The sequence below is a fragment of the Terriglobia bacterium genome (assembly GCA_032252755.1).
In the GTDB taxonomy this organism is placed as follows: domain Bacteria; phylum Acidobacteriota; class Terriglobia; order Terriglobales; family Acidobacteriaceae; genus JAVUPY01.
Genome location: JAVUPY010000006.1, coordinates 1 through 14,895, shown reverse-complemented (window position 1 = coordinate 14,895; position 14,895 = coordinate 1). Strand labels below are relative to the sequence as shown.

At 57.0% G+C, this 14,895-nt stretch carries 13 protein-coding genes, 1 rRNA gene and 1 pseudogene; 10 read left to right on the top strand and 5 right to left on the bottom strand.

Annotated features, from left to right (window positions below):
- Nucleotides 1–208: 208 nt before the first annotated feature.
- Nucleotides 209–802: a hypothetical protein gene (locus ROO76_00565; GenBank protein ID MDT8066633.1), complete on the bottom strand. Its 594-nt coding sequence runs from the start codon at nucleotides 800–802 to the stop codon at nucleotides 209–211.
- Nucleotides 803–1,292: 490 nt separating this feature from the next.
- Between ROO76_00565 and ROO76_00560 the strand changes: the two are divergent.
- The 6 genes and pseudogenes from ROO76_00560 to ROO76_00535 all read left to right on the top strand — a co-directional run bounded on the left by ROO76_00560 (nucleotide 1,293) and on the right by ROO76_00535 (nucleotide 7,035).
- Nucleotides 1,293–2,189: pseudogene (locus ROO76_00560) on the top strand (IS481 family transposase).
- Between the two features lie 428 nt (nucleotides 2,190–2,617).
- Complete coding sequence (locus tag ROO76_00555; protein ID MDT8066632.1) at nucleotides 2,618–3,013, top strand: multidrug efflux SMR transporter; 396 nt, start codon at nucleotides 2,618–2,620, stop codon at nucleotides 3,011–3,013.
- Between the two features lie 181 nt (nucleotides 3,014–3,194).
- Nucleotides 3,195–4,025, top strand: coding sequence for a lysophospholipid acyltransferase family protein (locus tag ROO76_00550; GenBank protein ID MDT8066631.1), 831 nt, complete (start codon nucleotides 3,195–3,197; stop codon nucleotides 4,023–4,025).
- Nucleotides 4,026–4,051: 26 nt separating this feature from the next.
- Nucleotides 4,052–4,837 (top strand): gamma-glutamyl-gamma-aminobutyrate hydrolase family protein, encoded by a 786-nt coding sequence (locus tag ROO76_00545; GenBank protein ID MDT8066630.1) that lies wholly within the window; start codon nucleotides 4,052–4,054, stop codon nucleotides 4,835–4,837.
- Nucleotides 4,838–5,002: 165 nt separating this feature from the next.
- Nucleotides 5,003–6,094 (top strand): class I SAM-dependent methyltransferase, encoded by a 1,092-nt coding sequence (locus ROO76_00540; GenBank protein MDT8066629.1) that lies wholly within the window; start codon nucleotides 5,003–5,005, stop codon nucleotides 6,092–6,094.
- A gap of 170 nt (nucleotides 6,095–6,264) precedes the next feature.
- Complete coding sequence (locus ROO76_00535) at nucleotides 6,265–7,035, top strand: SDR family oxidoreductase (protein ID MDT8066628.1); 771 nt, start codon at nucleotides 6,265–6,267, stop codon at nucleotides 7,033–7,035.
- 151 nt (nucleotides 7,036–7,186) lie between these two features.
- On the opposite strand, the gene ROO76_00530 is transcribed toward ROO76_00535, so the two are convergent.
- Nucleotides 7,187–7,468 (bottom strand): hypothetical protein, encoded by a 282-nt coding sequence (locus tag ROO76_00530; GenBank protein MDT8066627.1) that lies wholly within the window; start codon nucleotides 7,466–7,468, stop codon nucleotides 7,187–7,189.
- A 6-nt stretch (nucleotides 7,469–7,474) separates the two neighbouring features.
- Here ROO76_00530 and ROO76_00525 point away from each other — a divergent pair, with 6 nt between their 5' ends.
- Entirely contained in the window at nucleotides 7,475–7,822 is a 348-nt protein-coding gene (locus ROO76_00525) for a hypothetical protein (protein MDT8066626.1), read from the top strand.
- A 7-nt stretch (nucleotides 7,823–7,829) separates the two neighbouring features.
- Here ROO76_00525 and ROO76_00520 read toward each other — a convergent pair whose 3' ends face one another.
- Entirely contained in the window at nucleotides 7,830–8,855 is a 1,026-nt protein-coding gene (locus ROO76_00520; GenBank protein ID MDT8066625.1) for an OB-fold nucleic acid binding domain-containing protein, read from the bottom strand.
- A gap of 165 nt (nucleotides 8,856–9,020) precedes the next feature.
- A complete protein-coding gene (locus ROO76_00515) occupies nucleotides 9,021–10,214 on the bottom strand; it encodes a peptidylprolyl isomerase (GenBank protein MDT8066624.1) in 1,194 nt (397 codons plus the stop codon).
- Nucleotides 10,215–10,420: 206 nt separating this feature from the next.
- On the opposite strand from ROO76_00515, the gene ROO76_00510 reads away from it, so the two are divergent.
- Both ROO76_00510 and ROO76_00505 read left to right on the top strand, forming a co-directional pair.
- Entirely contained in the window at nucleotides 10,421–10,810 is a 390-nt protein-coding gene (locus ROO76_00510; GenBank protein ID MDT8066623.1) for a hypothetical protein, read from the top strand.
- The gene (locus ROO76_00505; GenBank protein MDT8066622.1) at nucleotides 10,788–12,080 is read left to right on the top strand and encodes a divalent metal cation transporter; all 1,293 of its coding nucleotides are present in this window, start codon (nucleotides 10,788–10,790) and stop codon (nucleotides 12,078–12,080) included. Before ROO76_00510 ends, ROO76_00505 begins: the two co-directional genes overlap by 23 nt.
- Before the next feature lie 76 nt (nucleotides 12,081–12,156).
- On the opposite strand, the gene ROO76_00500 is transcribed toward ROO76_00505, so the two are convergent.
- The gene (locus ROO76_00500; protein ID MDT8066621.1) at nucleotides 12,157–13,059 is read right to left on the bottom strand and encodes a hypothetical protein; all 903 of its coding nucleotides are present in this window, start codon (nucleotides 13,057–13,059) and stop codon (nucleotides 12,157–12,159) included.
- A gap of 1,082 nt (nucleotides 13,060–14,141) precedes the next feature.
- Here ROO76_00500 and ROO76_00495 point away from each other — a divergent pair.
- Nucleotides 14,142–14,895: ribosomal RNA gene (locus ROO76_00495) — 16S ribosomal RNA — on the top strand; the annotation flags it as partial.

Genomic DNA, 14,895 nt, shown 5'->3' with positions numbered 1-14,895 from the left:
AGGGCGGGGTTGTTTCTCGGGATTATGCTCCGCCACCGCAACAAAAATGACTCCCAGTGTTTCTCGGAAACAAGCGCGATCGGGCATCTTTCGCGGTAATCAAGCGCTTTCAGAATCTTGAGACCAAAGCTGCTAACCTTCCAATCCCGACTCACCAAGGAACCGATCACGAGATATGAGGCCTGAAGGCGCACCGACATCCGCCGGGCTAGTGCGAGGTGGAGAATCCCGGAATCGGGCCGGACTGCAGCACAAACGCGCACGGATATACCTGCGTGCCGCTCGCTGTTTCCAGGATCTTCACTCCGGCCTTGAAGCTTCCCGATGACGTCGAGCCATCGATCGACGTAATGCCCGTCAGATAGTAGGCAAACATCGGCGGATCTGGGAGCGGAACGGCAACGTCCTTGTCCGTCGAGCCCACACTCCACTGCGTGACCGCCCCCACCGTCGCCGTCGAACTGCCCACTCCGTCCACCGAGTAGATCATCCAGTAGTTCGAGGCAAGCTCCAGCTTCACCTTGCACTCCGCCGACTCCCAGTGCGAGGTCGCGCCCGAAAGCGTCGATCCGTTCAGGATCGCGTAACCGCCCGTGTTGGGCGCCGTTCTCAGGTTCGTGTTGCTGCTCTCGGGCGTCCCGCCGCACCCGCCCAGGCAAAGCGCCGCGACGAATACAATTATCGGGAGTGAGTTGCAACCGCTGACCCGCGTTCGCAATGGCCGGCACACGGCGGCGATATTGTACTGCGACCGCGGGACTACCCAACGGCGAACTCTCGTTATCACTCGCCTGTAGTGCACACGTCACACTTTCCCCGCAAAATCTTCAGCACGCTCGAAATAGATTCCCGCCCAAAACCTCACAAATCCACCCTCGATTTGATATAATGCAATCGGACAGAAGTCCATCCAGCGGCGCCCCCAGCGGGCGCCGTCGCTGTTGAGACCTCTCCGTGCCCCACATCTGCCGTAGTTGCGAATGTGGGTCTGGTCCGCTCTTTCTCAACCCGCGCACCTGCAAGGAACAACCAGGAAGATGTGCGCCTTCCGCCTCCCAGGACTTCGGACGCGCTCGGCTCTATTTGACGATCGCTTTTACGTTTCCTGGGAACCAAGAACTGACTTTTGACGGATCGCAGATGGCGGATTGCGAGGCTTCTTGCACCTTGTGCCTTGTACCTTGCACCTCGTATTCACGTCCGATAACATGTGGGATTTCAGGAGGTTGTCCATTCGGAAGAAACCGGAGAAGCTGATTTTGCTGAGCAATCCACTTTCAGGAGACGACCGAATGGACATCCATCAGAATGCCCGACTTACCCTGTTTCGTCGAGAGCAACTTGCCCTCGCTGTTCTCGAAAACAAGCAGACCTTGAACTCGGTGGCAACCGAGTTCAAGGTCGATAGTCATACCGCTCGCAAGTGGGTTCGGCGTTACCAGGAACAGGGTCGTGCGGGCCTACGCGACCGATCCTCTCGACCTTGCCGTTCCCCGCGAAGGACGCATGAACTCCTTACCCAATTCGTTGAGGTCTTGCGCCGTTTGCGTTGGACCGGCATGCACATCGCCCAGGTGCTGCATCTGAGTCGCGCTACCGTCAGCCGCATCTTGCGCCGCCTGCACCTCAGCCGGCTACGTGATCTCGAACCGGCTCCGCCTTCGCTCCGCTACGAACACCCCGCACCGGGCGATCTGCTGCACCTCGATATCAAGCAGCTCAACCGTTTCTCGCTGCACCCCTACTGTATAGGTCGGCCGCGACGTCGTCTCGGCAACCAGTATCTCCACGTCGCCATCGACGACCACTCCCGCATCGCTTACGCCAAGGTGTATCCCGATCAGACTCGCCGTTCCGCTATCCGCTTCCTCTACGCCGCCTTCAGTTTCTACGCTCGCTACGGCATCCGCTTCCGCCGTATCCTCACCGACAACGGTTCCTGCTACCGTTCCCTTCGCTTTCGTCAGTTCTGCAGCACTCGCAACATCCGGCTCATCTTCACTCGGCCTTATACACCACGCACCAACGGCAAGGCCGAACGTTTTATCCAAACCGCTCTTCGTGAGTGGGTTCATGGTCGTTACTATCCCACTTCTGATCACCGCAACGCTCACCTGTCTCTCTGGCTTCGTCACTACAACTTCCACCGCCCACATGCTAGCCTCAATAACGCTCCGCCAATCTCCCGCTCCCCGCTTCCGGGGTACAACCTCCTGACACACCACACAACTCGTCAACTGGCTGACGCCCCAAACCAGTCCCTGTCACTTCTCCCTCCCAGACCTTTAGCGTTCGCGTCAGGGAGCATCGCTTAGCTCTGAACTCTTTCATCCGCTGGGTACAGGTGGCGTCTGCTACCAGGTACGACTCCGCCCGCCTGCTCTGGTCCGCGTCTCTGGACGGGGCCAAGAGGACTCCGAAGCGCCCGACAGGTCAACCAGCCTGTGGCAGTTCGAAGGGAACTCAGCCTGATGCTGGCCTTTTGCCGCTCGGAAGAGGTACAGGATTCAACGCACAAGGCTCAAGATCGAGTCGTTCTTTCTTGTACCTTGTACCTTGCACCTTGAGCCTCTTCCGGGAACCGGTCAACCTCAACTCGTACCGGAAAGTTGTTTGTATGTATTGGCTCTGGTTGTTTGCCGCGATACTGCTGGAAGTGGCTGCGACCGTGTTCATGAAACTGTCGGACGGCTTCAGCAAACTTGTTCCGACCCTGATCATGGCGTTGTTGTACGGAATCAGTTTCTTCCCGCTTGCCATTGCATTGAAGAAGATGGATGTTAGTGTCGCTTACGCGGTGTGGTCCGCGGTTGGGACCGCACTCGTCACCATGCTGGGGATGTTCCTCTTCCACGAGAAGGTCAGCATGGTGAAGATCGGAGCGATCGCAATGATCATCCTTGGCGTCGTGGCGCTGAACATGACCGAGCGGAGCACCGTGAAGTCCCCGCACGATCAGTCTTCAGCGCAACTGGCCAAGAGCGCCGGCGCTAAGGATGGGATGTCACAGTAGCGATCTTCAACCCAGGCATTTGCTGATTCCAACCCTGCGACACGCTGTCCACCGTTATGCGGAAGGGCCGGCGTGTCGTTGGGTTTTAGCGGATTATCCGTCAGGTTGTGAAGCGGATCCTGCGAAGCCCTGCGGTCGAATTTAGTTGCACGCGCCGCTATCGTTTATCCTGTAAGTCGCGATGGCGGACACGCGACAACTCGGTCTTTGGGAGCGGTGGCGCTCATACCTGGTTTTCAATCCCCTGGTCTATTTCTACACGTTCGTGTGCGGGACGCTGTCATTGCTGTCCTCGTTCTTCGATCCGAGAGGCCGCATCCAGCACGGGTTCGCGCGACTCTGGTCGCGGATGATCCTGAGAACCTCGGGTTGTACGCTGCAGGTCGAAGGCCTTGAGAACGTCGATCTTTCGAAACCGTATATCTACGCGAGCAATCACCAGTCGGCGTTCGATATCCCGACTCTCTATGTAGGACTCCCGGTCCAGTTCCGGATCATGGCGAAGAAGGAGCTGTTCGTATATCCCTTCATGGGATGGCACATGAAGCGCTCGGGGCAGATCCCGATCGAGCGTGACGATGCGCGGTCATCGCTGAGGTCACTTGCACGCGCGAGCGAAACGGTTCGCGGTGGAACACCGCTGTTCGTCTTTCCCGAAGGCGGTCGCACGCCGGACGGCACCATCAAGCCGTTCCTGAGTGGAGCGTTTTACGTCGCCATTAAGGCTGGCGTCCCGATTGTGCCCATGGCGATCGTGGGTACGTACGAGATCCTGCCAATGAACAGCTATGTCATTCGGCCACACCCGATCCGCCTGATCGTCGGGAAGCCGATCTCGACCGAAGGAATGAATCCGCGGGAAATGGGCGCGCTGGCGAAAGAGGTGCAGAAGGTAATCGAGGATCTCTATTACGCACACTCGCTCGTTTCCGATCCTCGGATCACACCAGAAGGTACTGAAGTGGCCTGTTCCCCAGAAGCGGACATGACGAAAACTCCCGCGCGGGATTAAACTCGTTCCATTCTTTCTTCCCTGCTATGCGACCGCGAATTGCCATTCCGCTTCCAAACTCCGACGCCAAGTACGCCGACAAAGTGATGCCGCAGTACAAGCGTTCGGTTGAGCAGTCCGGTGGGGACGCCGTTGAGATCCCGATTACGGCTTCGCCGGGGGAGATTGCCCAACTGATGAAGTCGTGTGACGCGGTCCTGTTGCCGGGCTCGCCCGCCGATGTGGATCCGCAGAAGTACGGCTCCGCCGAGCGCGACCCCCAGACCAAACCGATGGATGTCGCTCGCGACGACGCAGATGAGTTGCTGATCCAGGACGCCCATAACATGCGCAAACCGATCCTGGCAGTCTGTTATGGTATGCAGTCGCTGAACGTGTGGCGCACGGGAACGCTGAAGCAGCACCTTCAGACGTGTGTTCACCACACTCGCCCGGAAGGCGCACCGCCCAGCATGTACGTCATGCATCCGGTAGTAGTTGAGGCGGGGACGCGCCTTGCGCACATCGTGGCTCCCACCATCCACCAGGCGCACGGTTCCCCGAAAATCAACGTGAACTCCAGCCATCACCAGGCGGTCGCTCTCCCCGGAGACGGATTGCTGATAAGCGCTGTGTGCCCGGAAGACGGAACCATCGAGGCGTTTGAGGGGACGGCTGCCGATCACTTCGTCATTGGAATCCAATGGCACCCGGAGCGCAGCTTCGATGACGACGATTATTCGAAGGCGATCTTCCGCGCGTTCGTAGAGGCAGCCCGCCAATGGCACGAGAAGGCGTCCGAACATGGCGATTTTGAGACCGTAGGACGCTGAATCTACAATGGTTAAGATTTTCTTTATTTCTTCCTCTAGATAACTTGTTGCCTGCACTTCCGTGGCGATACACTCTCTGCTGCACCGCCCTAGCGGGGATTCCCTCGGCCACCGCAACACCCACATCCGTGTTCTTCAAGGAAAAACATATTTGCGAGGTATTCCATGCAGACTGCAACCAAGGCCAAACCACAACCTGAGCCGGTCGATCCGAAGCAACTCGAACAATTTCTTCACAAGTTCGTCGGAGACATGGGGGCGGCGATGAGTGCCGCACTGATTCTCGTGGGAGATGAACTTGGACTTTATCGAACCATGGCGGAGGCGGGGGCGTTGACGCCGGAACGCCTGGCCGAGTTGACCTCGACCGATCCGCGCTACATTCGCGAGTGGCTCGCCGCCCAAGCCGCGGCCGGTTACGTCATGTGCGATGCGGACACGAACACTTTCTGGCTCTCGCCGGAGCAGGCCTTAACGCTCGGACAGGAAAACAGTCCTGCAGATATCGTTGGCGGCTTCCAGGTTGTTGCATCGATGTACAAGGATGTGCATAAGATCACTGAAGCATTCCGCGGCGGAACCGGGGTTGGGTGGCACGAGCATCATCCGTTGCTTTTCCAGGGGACTGAGCGATTCTTCCGCTCAAGCTACGCCAGCAATCTGCTCGAGAGCTGGCTGCCGGCACTCGATGGCGTCATCGAGAAGCTGAAGAACGGCGGCAAGGTTGCGGATGTTGGCTGCGGATACGGCGCTTCGACAATCCTGATGGCGGAGGCATTCCCGAAAACGCGTTTCAGCGCATTCGACTATCACCCGGCGTCAATCGAGAAGGCACGGCAGAAAGCGTGGCAGGCGGGGTTGAGCGAACACATCGACTTCAAGGTGACAACGGCAAAAGAATATCCCGGAAATGATTACGACCTGGTTTGCATGTTTGACTGCCTGCACGATATGGGCGATCCAGTCGGTGCTGCCAAGCACGTTTTAGAATCGCTGAAGCCAGACGGGACTTGGATGATCGTGGAACCATTCGCGCACGATGAGATGAAGGCCAATCTCAATCCCATAGGCCGCGTCTTCTATTCGGCGTCGACCATGATCTGCACGCCGGCATCGAAAGCGCAGGAGGTTGGACTGGCGCTGGGCGCGCAGGCAGGCGAGAAGAAGATTCGCGAAGTGGTGATGGCGGGCGGGTTCAAGCACTTCCGACGCGCGGCCGAAACCCCGTTCAACATTGTTTACGAAGCTCGACCCTAAAGGTTCTCCCCCCAAGGACCGCGGAGTTGCGGTGTTTCGCAGATCCTGCCTCATTGGAGCCGCGAAATTCCGTCTCCGCGGTTTTTTAGCATTCAGCATCAGCACTCAGCATCTGAGTTATTGAATGCTGGGTACCGATTGCGGACTGCTGCTTTTATAATTCCGAAATCATGCCAGTGACACTTTCCGTTCAGGACAAAGTTGCAGTCATCACCGGGGGCTCGCGCGGGATTGGCGCGGCTTGCGTGCGGATGTTCGCCGAGGCGGGCGCTCAAGTCGTCTTCAATTACCAAAAGGCAAAAGAAGCGGCGGCGAAACTGGTCGTCGAATGCGGCACCGACCGATGCCTCGCGGTGCAAGCAGAGCTTGATGGTACCGGCGGTGAAAAGAAGCTGATTGACGCGGGGGTGAGCCGGTTTGGAAGCGTAGATATTCTCGTCGTGAATCACGGCATTTGGCCGTCACACGAAGCGCCGATCGACTCGATGACGGACGAGCAGTGGCACAAGACGATCGCAATTAATCTCGATAGCGTATATCGGCTCATCAAGCATGCGGTCGCGGCGATGAAGCGGCAGGGCAAGGGCGGGCACATCGTGCTGGTTAGCTCGACAGCTGGGCAGCGTGGTGAAGCATTTCACGCCGATTACGCGGCCAGCAAGGGCGCTGTGATCAGTATGGTGAAGGGTCTGGCGGCGGAACTTGCGCCTGACGGGATCTACGTAAATGCGGTGGCGCCAGGTTGGGTGCGTACCGACATGTCAGAACCGGCGCTGAAGAATGAGCAGAAAATGACTGAGGTCTTGCGCCTCATTCCGTTACGGCGCATTGCCAAACCGGAAGAGATTGCCGCGCCGATTTTGTTTCTGTGTACGCCGCATGCGGGTTTTGTAACCGGCGAAATCTTCAACGTAAACGGCGGGGCAGTGCTGGTTGGATAGCCGCACCTGCGGATTTCGTGCCAAAACGGGCGAGAAATTGAGTACCTCCGTAATATGGCGGCAGCAATATTCATATTTGCCGATTAGCGTTCCGACATACAATCCGCGTTATGGCCACACACTATTTTCCGATTCAGGGTCGCGGCCAGTTTCAAGGTGGGCCGTCGACTTCACTTGCGGTTGCGGGCATTACTGCCAGCGCATTGGCATGCGTGGGACTGAGCCTGTCGGCTGCATTGCACATCTTCGCCGGAATGTCGGAGGCGCCAGTACTCGCCGAGGCATCCGTCTCAAGCCCTCTGTGGATGACGGTCTGTAATATAGTGCTGCCAGTCTCGTTGCTGGCCATGACGCTATTGACGTACTGCATCTGGCGGAAACGCCAGAAGGCCGGATGAAATTCGTTGGTTTTGTCCTTGCACGCGGATAGCATCCGTGTGTGCCTCCCCAGATCAAGATCATTAACCTAGAAGAAGACCGCCCGACGGTGAACCGGATGCGGCTGCGGCTGGATCGTGCTCTGGCGCTCGCCCGCTCGGAAGGCACCTCTATCCTCAAGCTGATTCATGGATACGGCTCGAGCGGCGTCGGCGGGGCATTGCGCCCGGCGGTGCACTCTTCTCTTCTGCGATACAAGGATGCCGGACTGATCCGCGAATTTATCGATGGCGAAGACTTTCGCATCTCGAACGAGGCGACCTGGGCGCTTCTGAAGCGCATGCCAGATATGAAGCAGGATCGCGATCTCGGGCGAGGAAACAAGGGGATCACGATCGTAGTGATGTAGACAGCGCCTATTGCGTTTCGGTCTTCCCGGCGGCGGCGGCGACCGTGGACGGCGCTGGTTCGGTTCGCTTCTGCAACAGCTTCTGGGTATTCAGCAGCGGACGACCGAGCGACGGATTGTAGCCCGTCCATGCCGAATCGTTATCAGCTTCTTTCTCGAAGGTCGCGCGCATGCTTTCGAGTTTCGAATCAAGGTCGTCCATGTAGTGCAGCAGCAACGCTTCTGGAAACATCGGGAGCTTGGGCGAGCCAAACTCGTACTGCCCGTGGTGGCTGATGATGAGATGTTCGACAAGGCTCTTCAACTGGTCGGGAAATGTGGGAAGCTCGCGGATCTTCTCGTGCAGCATCTCGAGTTCGATGATCATGTGGCCGCGAAGCTGCCCGTCGGTCGTGTAGCTGAAGGAGCGCGCATAGTTCAACTCGTAGATCTTCCCGACGTCGTGGAGGAAGACTCCGGTGAGCACCAAGTCGCGATTGACGAAGGGATAGTTCCGCAGCACGAGATCACAGGAGCGGAAAAGCGAGACGACGTGGTCGAGGAGTCCGCCGATGAAAGCGTGATGCAAGGTCTTCGCCGCGGGAGCGTTCTTGTAGCACGCTGCAATCTTAGGATCGGCCATAAAGGCCTTCAGTAACGCGCGCAGATGTTCGTCTTCGATGCTTGCGACGAATTCGCCGACCGTGGCCCACAATTCCTCGACGTCTTTGGTGGTCTTCGGCAGGAAGTCGGAGAAATCGACTTCCGACTCTTCCACCTTGCGCAGCTTGTGTATAGTCAGCTGCCAGCGGTTGTTGAACCGATTGATGACGCCCTTCACCTTAATTACGCAATCCTGCGCGAAGGTGTCCTCGATCCCATCGATGTTGTCCCACATCTTGGCGGAAATCTGGCCGGTACGATCCGACAGCATGAGGTCGAGGTACGGTTCGCCGCTCTTCTTGCTTTTCACCTGCTTCGATGTGACGAGGAAACTGCTGACAATGGGCTTGTTTTCGTATTGTGCGGCGTCCCGAATGTAAACGTCTTTCATGAGGATGGGTCCCTTGAGTTGCGACTATCCTAACCCATTCAGAAGCTGTGCTGAAACAAAAGTCGATTCACCACATTAAAAAGCAATTCGCCAGCACACAGGGGCAATGAATTCAAACGAAAGAGGCACACCGTCGCGCGGTGTGCCCTCGCAACCTCGCCCTGCCTAGTAGGGTATGATTTTGAGCAGTCTCTTCTTTTTCTTTTTGGCCGCCTGCTCTTTAGCTTTTTTCGTCGTGGCGTCCTCGGTGAATACTGGTCCTGACTGTCCGGCTACCTTGCCGGTGTCAACGTACCCATCCTTCACGTATATGTAGGCGTCCTCACGAAGCTTTTTGAAGTAGTCATTGAGGGCAGGTGTGAGCTTGGCGTAATACAGCCGCTCCTGGATACCACCCTCAACCGATTTCAGCGGTGGAAGGCCCGCTGGTGTATGCTCGGTGACCTTCAGAATCACGAAGCCCTGTTTGGTTCGGATCGGGTCGGTAACTCCACCTGCCTGAAGGGCAAAGGTCTTGTCTTCGAGCTCCTTGGCAAGCGAGCCACGCTTGAAGTAGCCGAGATCGCCGCCATTGGCCGCAGTAGGCCCTGCCGAATTTGCTTTCGCGATTTCGTCGAAGGCCGCGCCTTTCTTCAGTTGCGCCTCGAGGTCATTGGCTTTGGCCTGCGCCGCGGCGACGGCTTCGGGAGTCGGTTCCGCTGACGGATCGTCCTTGCCATCGGCGGCCTTAGGAATCGCAACCGGTATCAGGATTTCACTCAGGCGAATGCGCTCCGGTTGCTCCATTTCGGCTTTGTGCTCGTCGTAGTACTTCTGCACCTCACTGGGAGTAATCTGCTGTCCGATTTTGCTCCCGACCTCCTGCTGAATGACGCGTTGCGACATCAATTGGTTCTTCAGATTGTTTTTAAAATCTTCCCAGTTAACGCCCTGCTTTTCGGCCGAGGCCTGCAGTTCATCCATGTCCTTGGCGCCGATCTGCTTCCGGATTTCGTCGAGGCGCTTGATGACCTCGGTATCTACGGAGAGGCCAAGGTCCTGCCCTTTCTGGATAAGCAACTGCTGGTTAATCAAGTCGCGCAACGCATCCTTATCGCGCTGCTCGATCTCCTGCTGCTGGTTTTGATCGTTACTTTGCTTCACTTCCTCGTCGATCTGCTCCTTGGAGCGGCGAAGGTCGGCACGGGTAATGATGGCATTATTCACGCGGGCGACGATCTCTTCCACCACCGTGTCGTTCGGAGCTGGTGGCGGAAGCGCAGTCATGGAAGCTTCAGCAGCCGTAGATGCCTTAGGTGTGGTCTGGGCGCCGGCAGGAACGATTGCCGCAATCAAAAGGAGAGGTAACGCTAGTTTCATCGGAATCCTGGGACGCAGCCTGGGGACCGCGAGCAACTGAAATCAAACATCCTTGTTCGCCCACGGCGAAGCAGCCGGCCGGGGAACTGCGTTCTGCCGCTTCTCGGGCGAGGGATGATTTACAACATTCTACTACCTAGCCGGCTGCGTAACCACCCGCCCACGACCTTAGAGGCCAGCAGCCTACCAACCTGCGACCTTCGTTGATGCGTCCTATTGCCATGCAGCAGGCACTCTCGTCGTTTATCGCTTTGGTAGCGAATTTCGTCCTCATCGTGGGCCTGGCAATTTACGGATTCACGCTGTTCGCGGGATATCACGCCAGCGGAAGGTGGGCCAAGAACATTACCGAGTTGCTGGGCGGTCTTGGCATGCTGACGCTTGCACTTGCCCTCGCTATCACACCGGCTAACGTGCAGTTTCTCATGCGACTCGCGGAGACTGAGCTCTCCATTGTTTGTCTCTGGATCAGCAGTGCTCTTTTACTGGCGGCGATGGCCGCATATGGAATCATCACCTACAGCCGGCCGTTCCGGCTCTGGCATGAGCGGAGAATCCGCCGGGATCTGAATCGTGACCTTCCGAAGATCCCGTAAAGGGACGGCGGATGATCGCGGGAAGGTCGTGCCCTTCCCGGCGGATCCCGCTGCCCGAAAAGGGATCCATGCAAATCTGCGACGGCTCGTTCCCGGTATTGTTACCGGCTCCGCGAACGTCGATCCCTCGCTTGTACTCACCGCCACGGTTGCAGGCGCTTCCTTCGGGTACGGGTTGCTGTGGGTGGTAGTACTCTGCGTTCCGTTTCTCGAAGCAATCTTCGGCGCTTCGGCACGCCTCGGGTACGAGACTCGCAAGGGCCTGGTCGATCTGCTGCGCGAGAACTATGGTCGTCATGTTGCGCTCGCCTGTGCTCTGGTCGTGATCCTGATCAATATGGCGATGATCATCGCCGATCTGATGGCAGTTTCGGACGCACTCTCCATCATCCTCGGACACCGGAGAATCTATTTCGTCGCGGCAGTCGCATTCTCGGTCTGGTACATCCTCATCTTCCGGAATTACCGGAAGATTACGGATGCCCTGCTGTGGCTCTCGCTGCCCCTGTGCGTCTACGTCGCTGCTGCAATAGTGTCCGCGCCCGGTCCGCTCGATGTGCTCCATGCCACCTTTGTTCCGCGGGTTTCGGCGACGTCTTCGTATGCGGCCGCCGTGCTGGGGATGTTCGGATCGCTACTGACGCCTTATGTGCTTGTATGGCAAACGAGTTCGCGGCGCGAGCAGGCGGTTACCGGCGGTGAGCGGCCGCATCTGTTTGAGAGTCATGCGGGAACGCTGGTAACGACAGTGCTTTCGTTCTCCGTCGTCGTTGCCGCGGCTTCCGTTCTACATTTGAGAGCGCCGATGGAACTGACGACTCGGCAAGCAGCGATGGCGCTGGAGCCCGCCGTCGGCGCACTCGGTCCGACGCTGTATGCGCTCGGAATCATCGGCGCTGGAATGGTCGCGCTGCCGGTGCTCGTAGCGTCGATGTGTTACAGCGTGAGTGAAGCCTTGGGATGGCGCTCCGGCCTGAGCGAGAACCCCTGGGAGGCGAAATCGTTTTATATGCTGATTTCGCTGTCGATGGTGGTGGCGGCAGTCGGAAACTTCATTCACATTAATCCCGTGAAAGCGCTGTTCTTCTCACAGGTCTTGGCTGGCGTGCTGACGGTGCCGATCCTCGTGTTCATCCTTGTGTTGTCGAACGATCGTCGCGTAATGCACACAACCAATACGCGCTACCGGAACTTCTGGATTGGGGCTGCCATCGGCGGCTTACTCGCAGCCGAACTCCTCTGGGTGATCTGGGCGGTCATGCGACATTGAACAGCGACGCCTTACTGCACCCTAAGTAAAAGTGAGGCACTCAATCGAGTGCCTCACTCGATGTGAAGGTTTCCGCTTACGGCTGTTTCGCCTTAGTCGCTTTCGCTTCAGTTGGTTTTGCCGATTTCATTGGTTTCGGACTCCAGAAAGCGGGATCGGCAGTCACGACCTCCTTCGGCATGTAGCTCATTGAAGCAGACGTGGCGAAGATGTGGCGCTCGTAATTCTGTACTTCGTTCATCATGAAGTCGGCTATCTGTTTGCGGCCTTCATCACCGAGCGCGCTGTAATAGTCCGATCCGTTGCCGTGAGTCTTTGCCATCGTATCGATGGACTTGATGTCGGGGATCGGCTGGAAGACGACGAATGTTCCCATCGGTCCGCCGGCAGCAACCTGGTACACGACCATGTGCTCGTCCATCTTTGCCTTCTCGTGGGCAGCATTGATCAGCTTCCGCATCTCAGCGAAGTGCGGGCCGTGTCCGACTCGCACGCGAATCACATCGACCATCCAATCGTGGAATCCGCCAACATTGACGTTCGGTTGGTAGCTGAGATCTTCGCGGTATGACAGGATCACTCGCCGCATTCCGCTCAGGAATTGATCTTCCTGTGCGGCGTAGCGATCGGTTTCCGCCATCAGGGCGGCGTTGGCCCGAGCCATCTCGCCATCCTTCTGCATGGCTTCATAGTTGGAAAACCCGTTGCAGAACCACACTTCGGGCGAGCCGGTGACAGAGGACAGCGCAAGCGTGTAGTTGGGCCAATTCGCTTTCGCGTAAGCCTGCGTCCATGCGGCCTCCAGTTTCTCGTGAGCGGCAAATTTTCCGGGTTTCACCTCTTCGCGGCCAAGCAAGATGATTGGCGGGGGCGCGTGCTCGGCTTTCATTTCGGTTTGCGAGGATTGGCTGATCCCCGGCATGGGCACCAAAGCAATCACCAGCACGAGAAAGCACAATGCGACGAACAGTCTTTTCATGGGCAGCTCCTTTTTGATAAGGCCGAAGGAAGGTCAGCAGGGCCCGGAGCCGAACCGATGGATTCGATGGAGAGGGAAGCGTAGTCCTCCCCTAGCGGAGAGTCAATGGAATCGTGAGACTTGTCGTAGGATGGCGTCAAACGTCGTGACGAGATTCATGGATGGATGTGAAACTCCCCCAAATGTACCAACCGAGTTAACGGTCGGTGGACATCTAAGGCGGAGAGGAGAGGCGATGGTCTCTCGTAAGTTATTGAAACTAATCGTCGCCAGTACATTCGCGCCTGCTGTCGCAAGGAAGGCGCGAGGGAACTTCACCCCTGTGGAAGACTGTGGAAATCGGCTTGCTCGGGCGTCGTAAGTCTCCGGGTGGAGGTGGGTTTTAGCCAGTGTTTATGCGGTTCCGAAGCACTTCCGGTCGTATTAATTCCCCGAAGTTTTGTGGCGGTGTTGCGGAATGCCGCGATGTACGTTATAACAATCGAGCAGGCTTGAGGCGCCAAGGGCGCTAACGCGCGGTGGCGCGGTTAGATATTTAAAAAGTTTCAAGGAACGTCGCTGAACGGTTGCACAAACCGAATTGGTTTGGTATAACAGTAAGGACAGCGACGGCAGTAGTGATGGTGTCGGTTGAATCTTTTAGGTTCCGTGACATCTAAGTAAGGAAGCCACAAGCTGCGAATCGCTCCGGCCACGGAGCAAATTCGGGAACATGGTTCTCGAAGGGTTTTAGCGGTAATCGCAGAAACCTCCAAACGATCTTTTTTGAATTCGATCAGCTCTCTGGACTTTTGCGCCGTTTTGTCGGCTGCATACGAGAGAGCGAGTACATTGCGCGCTCCGCGAATAGTGTTGAGCCGGCGCAGTACAAAGTTCGAGGACGGATGAGGGCCTTGGTTCTCATCCATTACCGAAACGCTCCGCCCAGTGCGGGAAAGCGAATCGGTCTTTGACAACAGGTTGAACGTGCCAGTCGTGAGACGATCTCGAGTTCAATTCGAGCGATCTCACAACATGTAAGGTGCATATCGCTATGATTCGCGATATGCCGTCTCGCTGACTCCGTCGCGAGACGACAGGTTTCAAACGAGAGTTTGATCCTGGCTCAGAATCAACGCTGGCGGCGTGCCTAACACATGCAAGTCGAACGAGAAAGCGGGGGCAACTCCGTGAGTAAAGTGGCGCACGGGTGAGTAACACGTGACTAACCTACCTTGGAGTTCGGAATAACCTCGGGAAACCGGGGCTAATACCGGATAACACCTACGGGTCAAAGGAGCAATTCGCTCTGAGAGGGGGTCGCGGCTGATTAGCTAGTTGGCAGGGTAATGGCCTACCAAGGCGACGATCAGTATCCGGCCTGAGAGGGCGCACGGACACACTGGAACTGAAACACGGTCCAGACTCCTACGGGAGGCAGCAGTGGGGAATTTTGCACAATGGGGGAAACCCTGATGCAGCAACGCCGCGTGGAGGATGAAGGTCTTTGGATTGTAAACTCCTTTCGACCGGGACGAATAATGACGGTACCGGGAGAAGAAGCACCGGCTAACTCTGTGCCAGCAGCCGCGGTAATACAGAGGGTGCAAGCGTTGTTCGGAATTATTGGGCGTAAAGGGTGCGTAGGCGGTGCGGTAAGTCTCTTGTGAAATCTCCGGGCTCAACTCGGAGTCTGCAAGGGAAACTGCCGTGCTTGAGTATGGGAGAGGTGAGTGGAATTCCCGGTGTAGCGGTGAAATGCGTAGATATCGGGAGGAACACCTGTGGCGAAAGCGGCTCACTGGACCATTACTGACGCTGATGCACGAAAGCTAGGGGAGCAAACAGGATTAGATA

Bases quoted from the DNA above. Each gene is read 5' to 3' on its own strand.
- ROO76_00535 (MDT8066628.1), top strand. From the start codon at position 6,265: ATGCCAGTGACACTTTCCGTTCAGGACAAAGTTGCAGTCATCACCGGG.
- ROO76_00555 (MDT8066632.1), top strand. From the start codon at position 2,618: ATGTATTGGCTCTGGTTGTTTGCCGCGATACTGCTGGAAGTGGCTGCG.
- ROO76_00520 (MDT8066625.1), bottom strand. From the start codon at position 8,855: ATGAAAGACGTTTACATTCGGGACGCCGCACAATACGAAAACAAGCCC.
- ROO76_00545 (MDT8066630.1), top strand. From the start codon at position 4,052: ATGCGACCGCGAATTGCCATTCCGCTTCCAAACTCCGACGCCAAGTAC.
- ROO76_00530 (MDT8066627.1), bottom strand. From the start codon at position 7,468: ATGCTATCCGCGTGCAAGGACAAAACCAACGAATTTCATCCGGCCTTC.
- ROO76_00500 (MDT8066621.1), bottom strand. From the start codon at position 13,059: ATGAAAAGACTGTTCGTCGCATTGTGCTTTCTCGTGCTGGTGATTGCT.
- ROO76_00515 (MDT8066624.1), bottom strand. From the start codon at position 10,214: ATGAAACTAGCGTTACCTCTCCTTTTGATTGCGGCAATCGTTCCTGCC.
- ROO76_00510 (MDT8066623.1), top strand. From the start codon at position 10,421: ATGCGTCCTATTGCCATGCAGCAGGCACTCTCGTCGTTTATCGCTTTG.
- ROO76_00550 (MDT8066631.1), top strand. From the start codon at position 3,195: ATGGCGGACACGCGACAACTCGGTCTTTGGGAGCGGTGGCGCTCATAC.
- ROO76_00540 (MDT8066629.1), top strand. From the start codon at position 5,003: ATGCAGACTGCAACCAAGGCCAAACCACAACCTGAGCCGGTCGATCCG.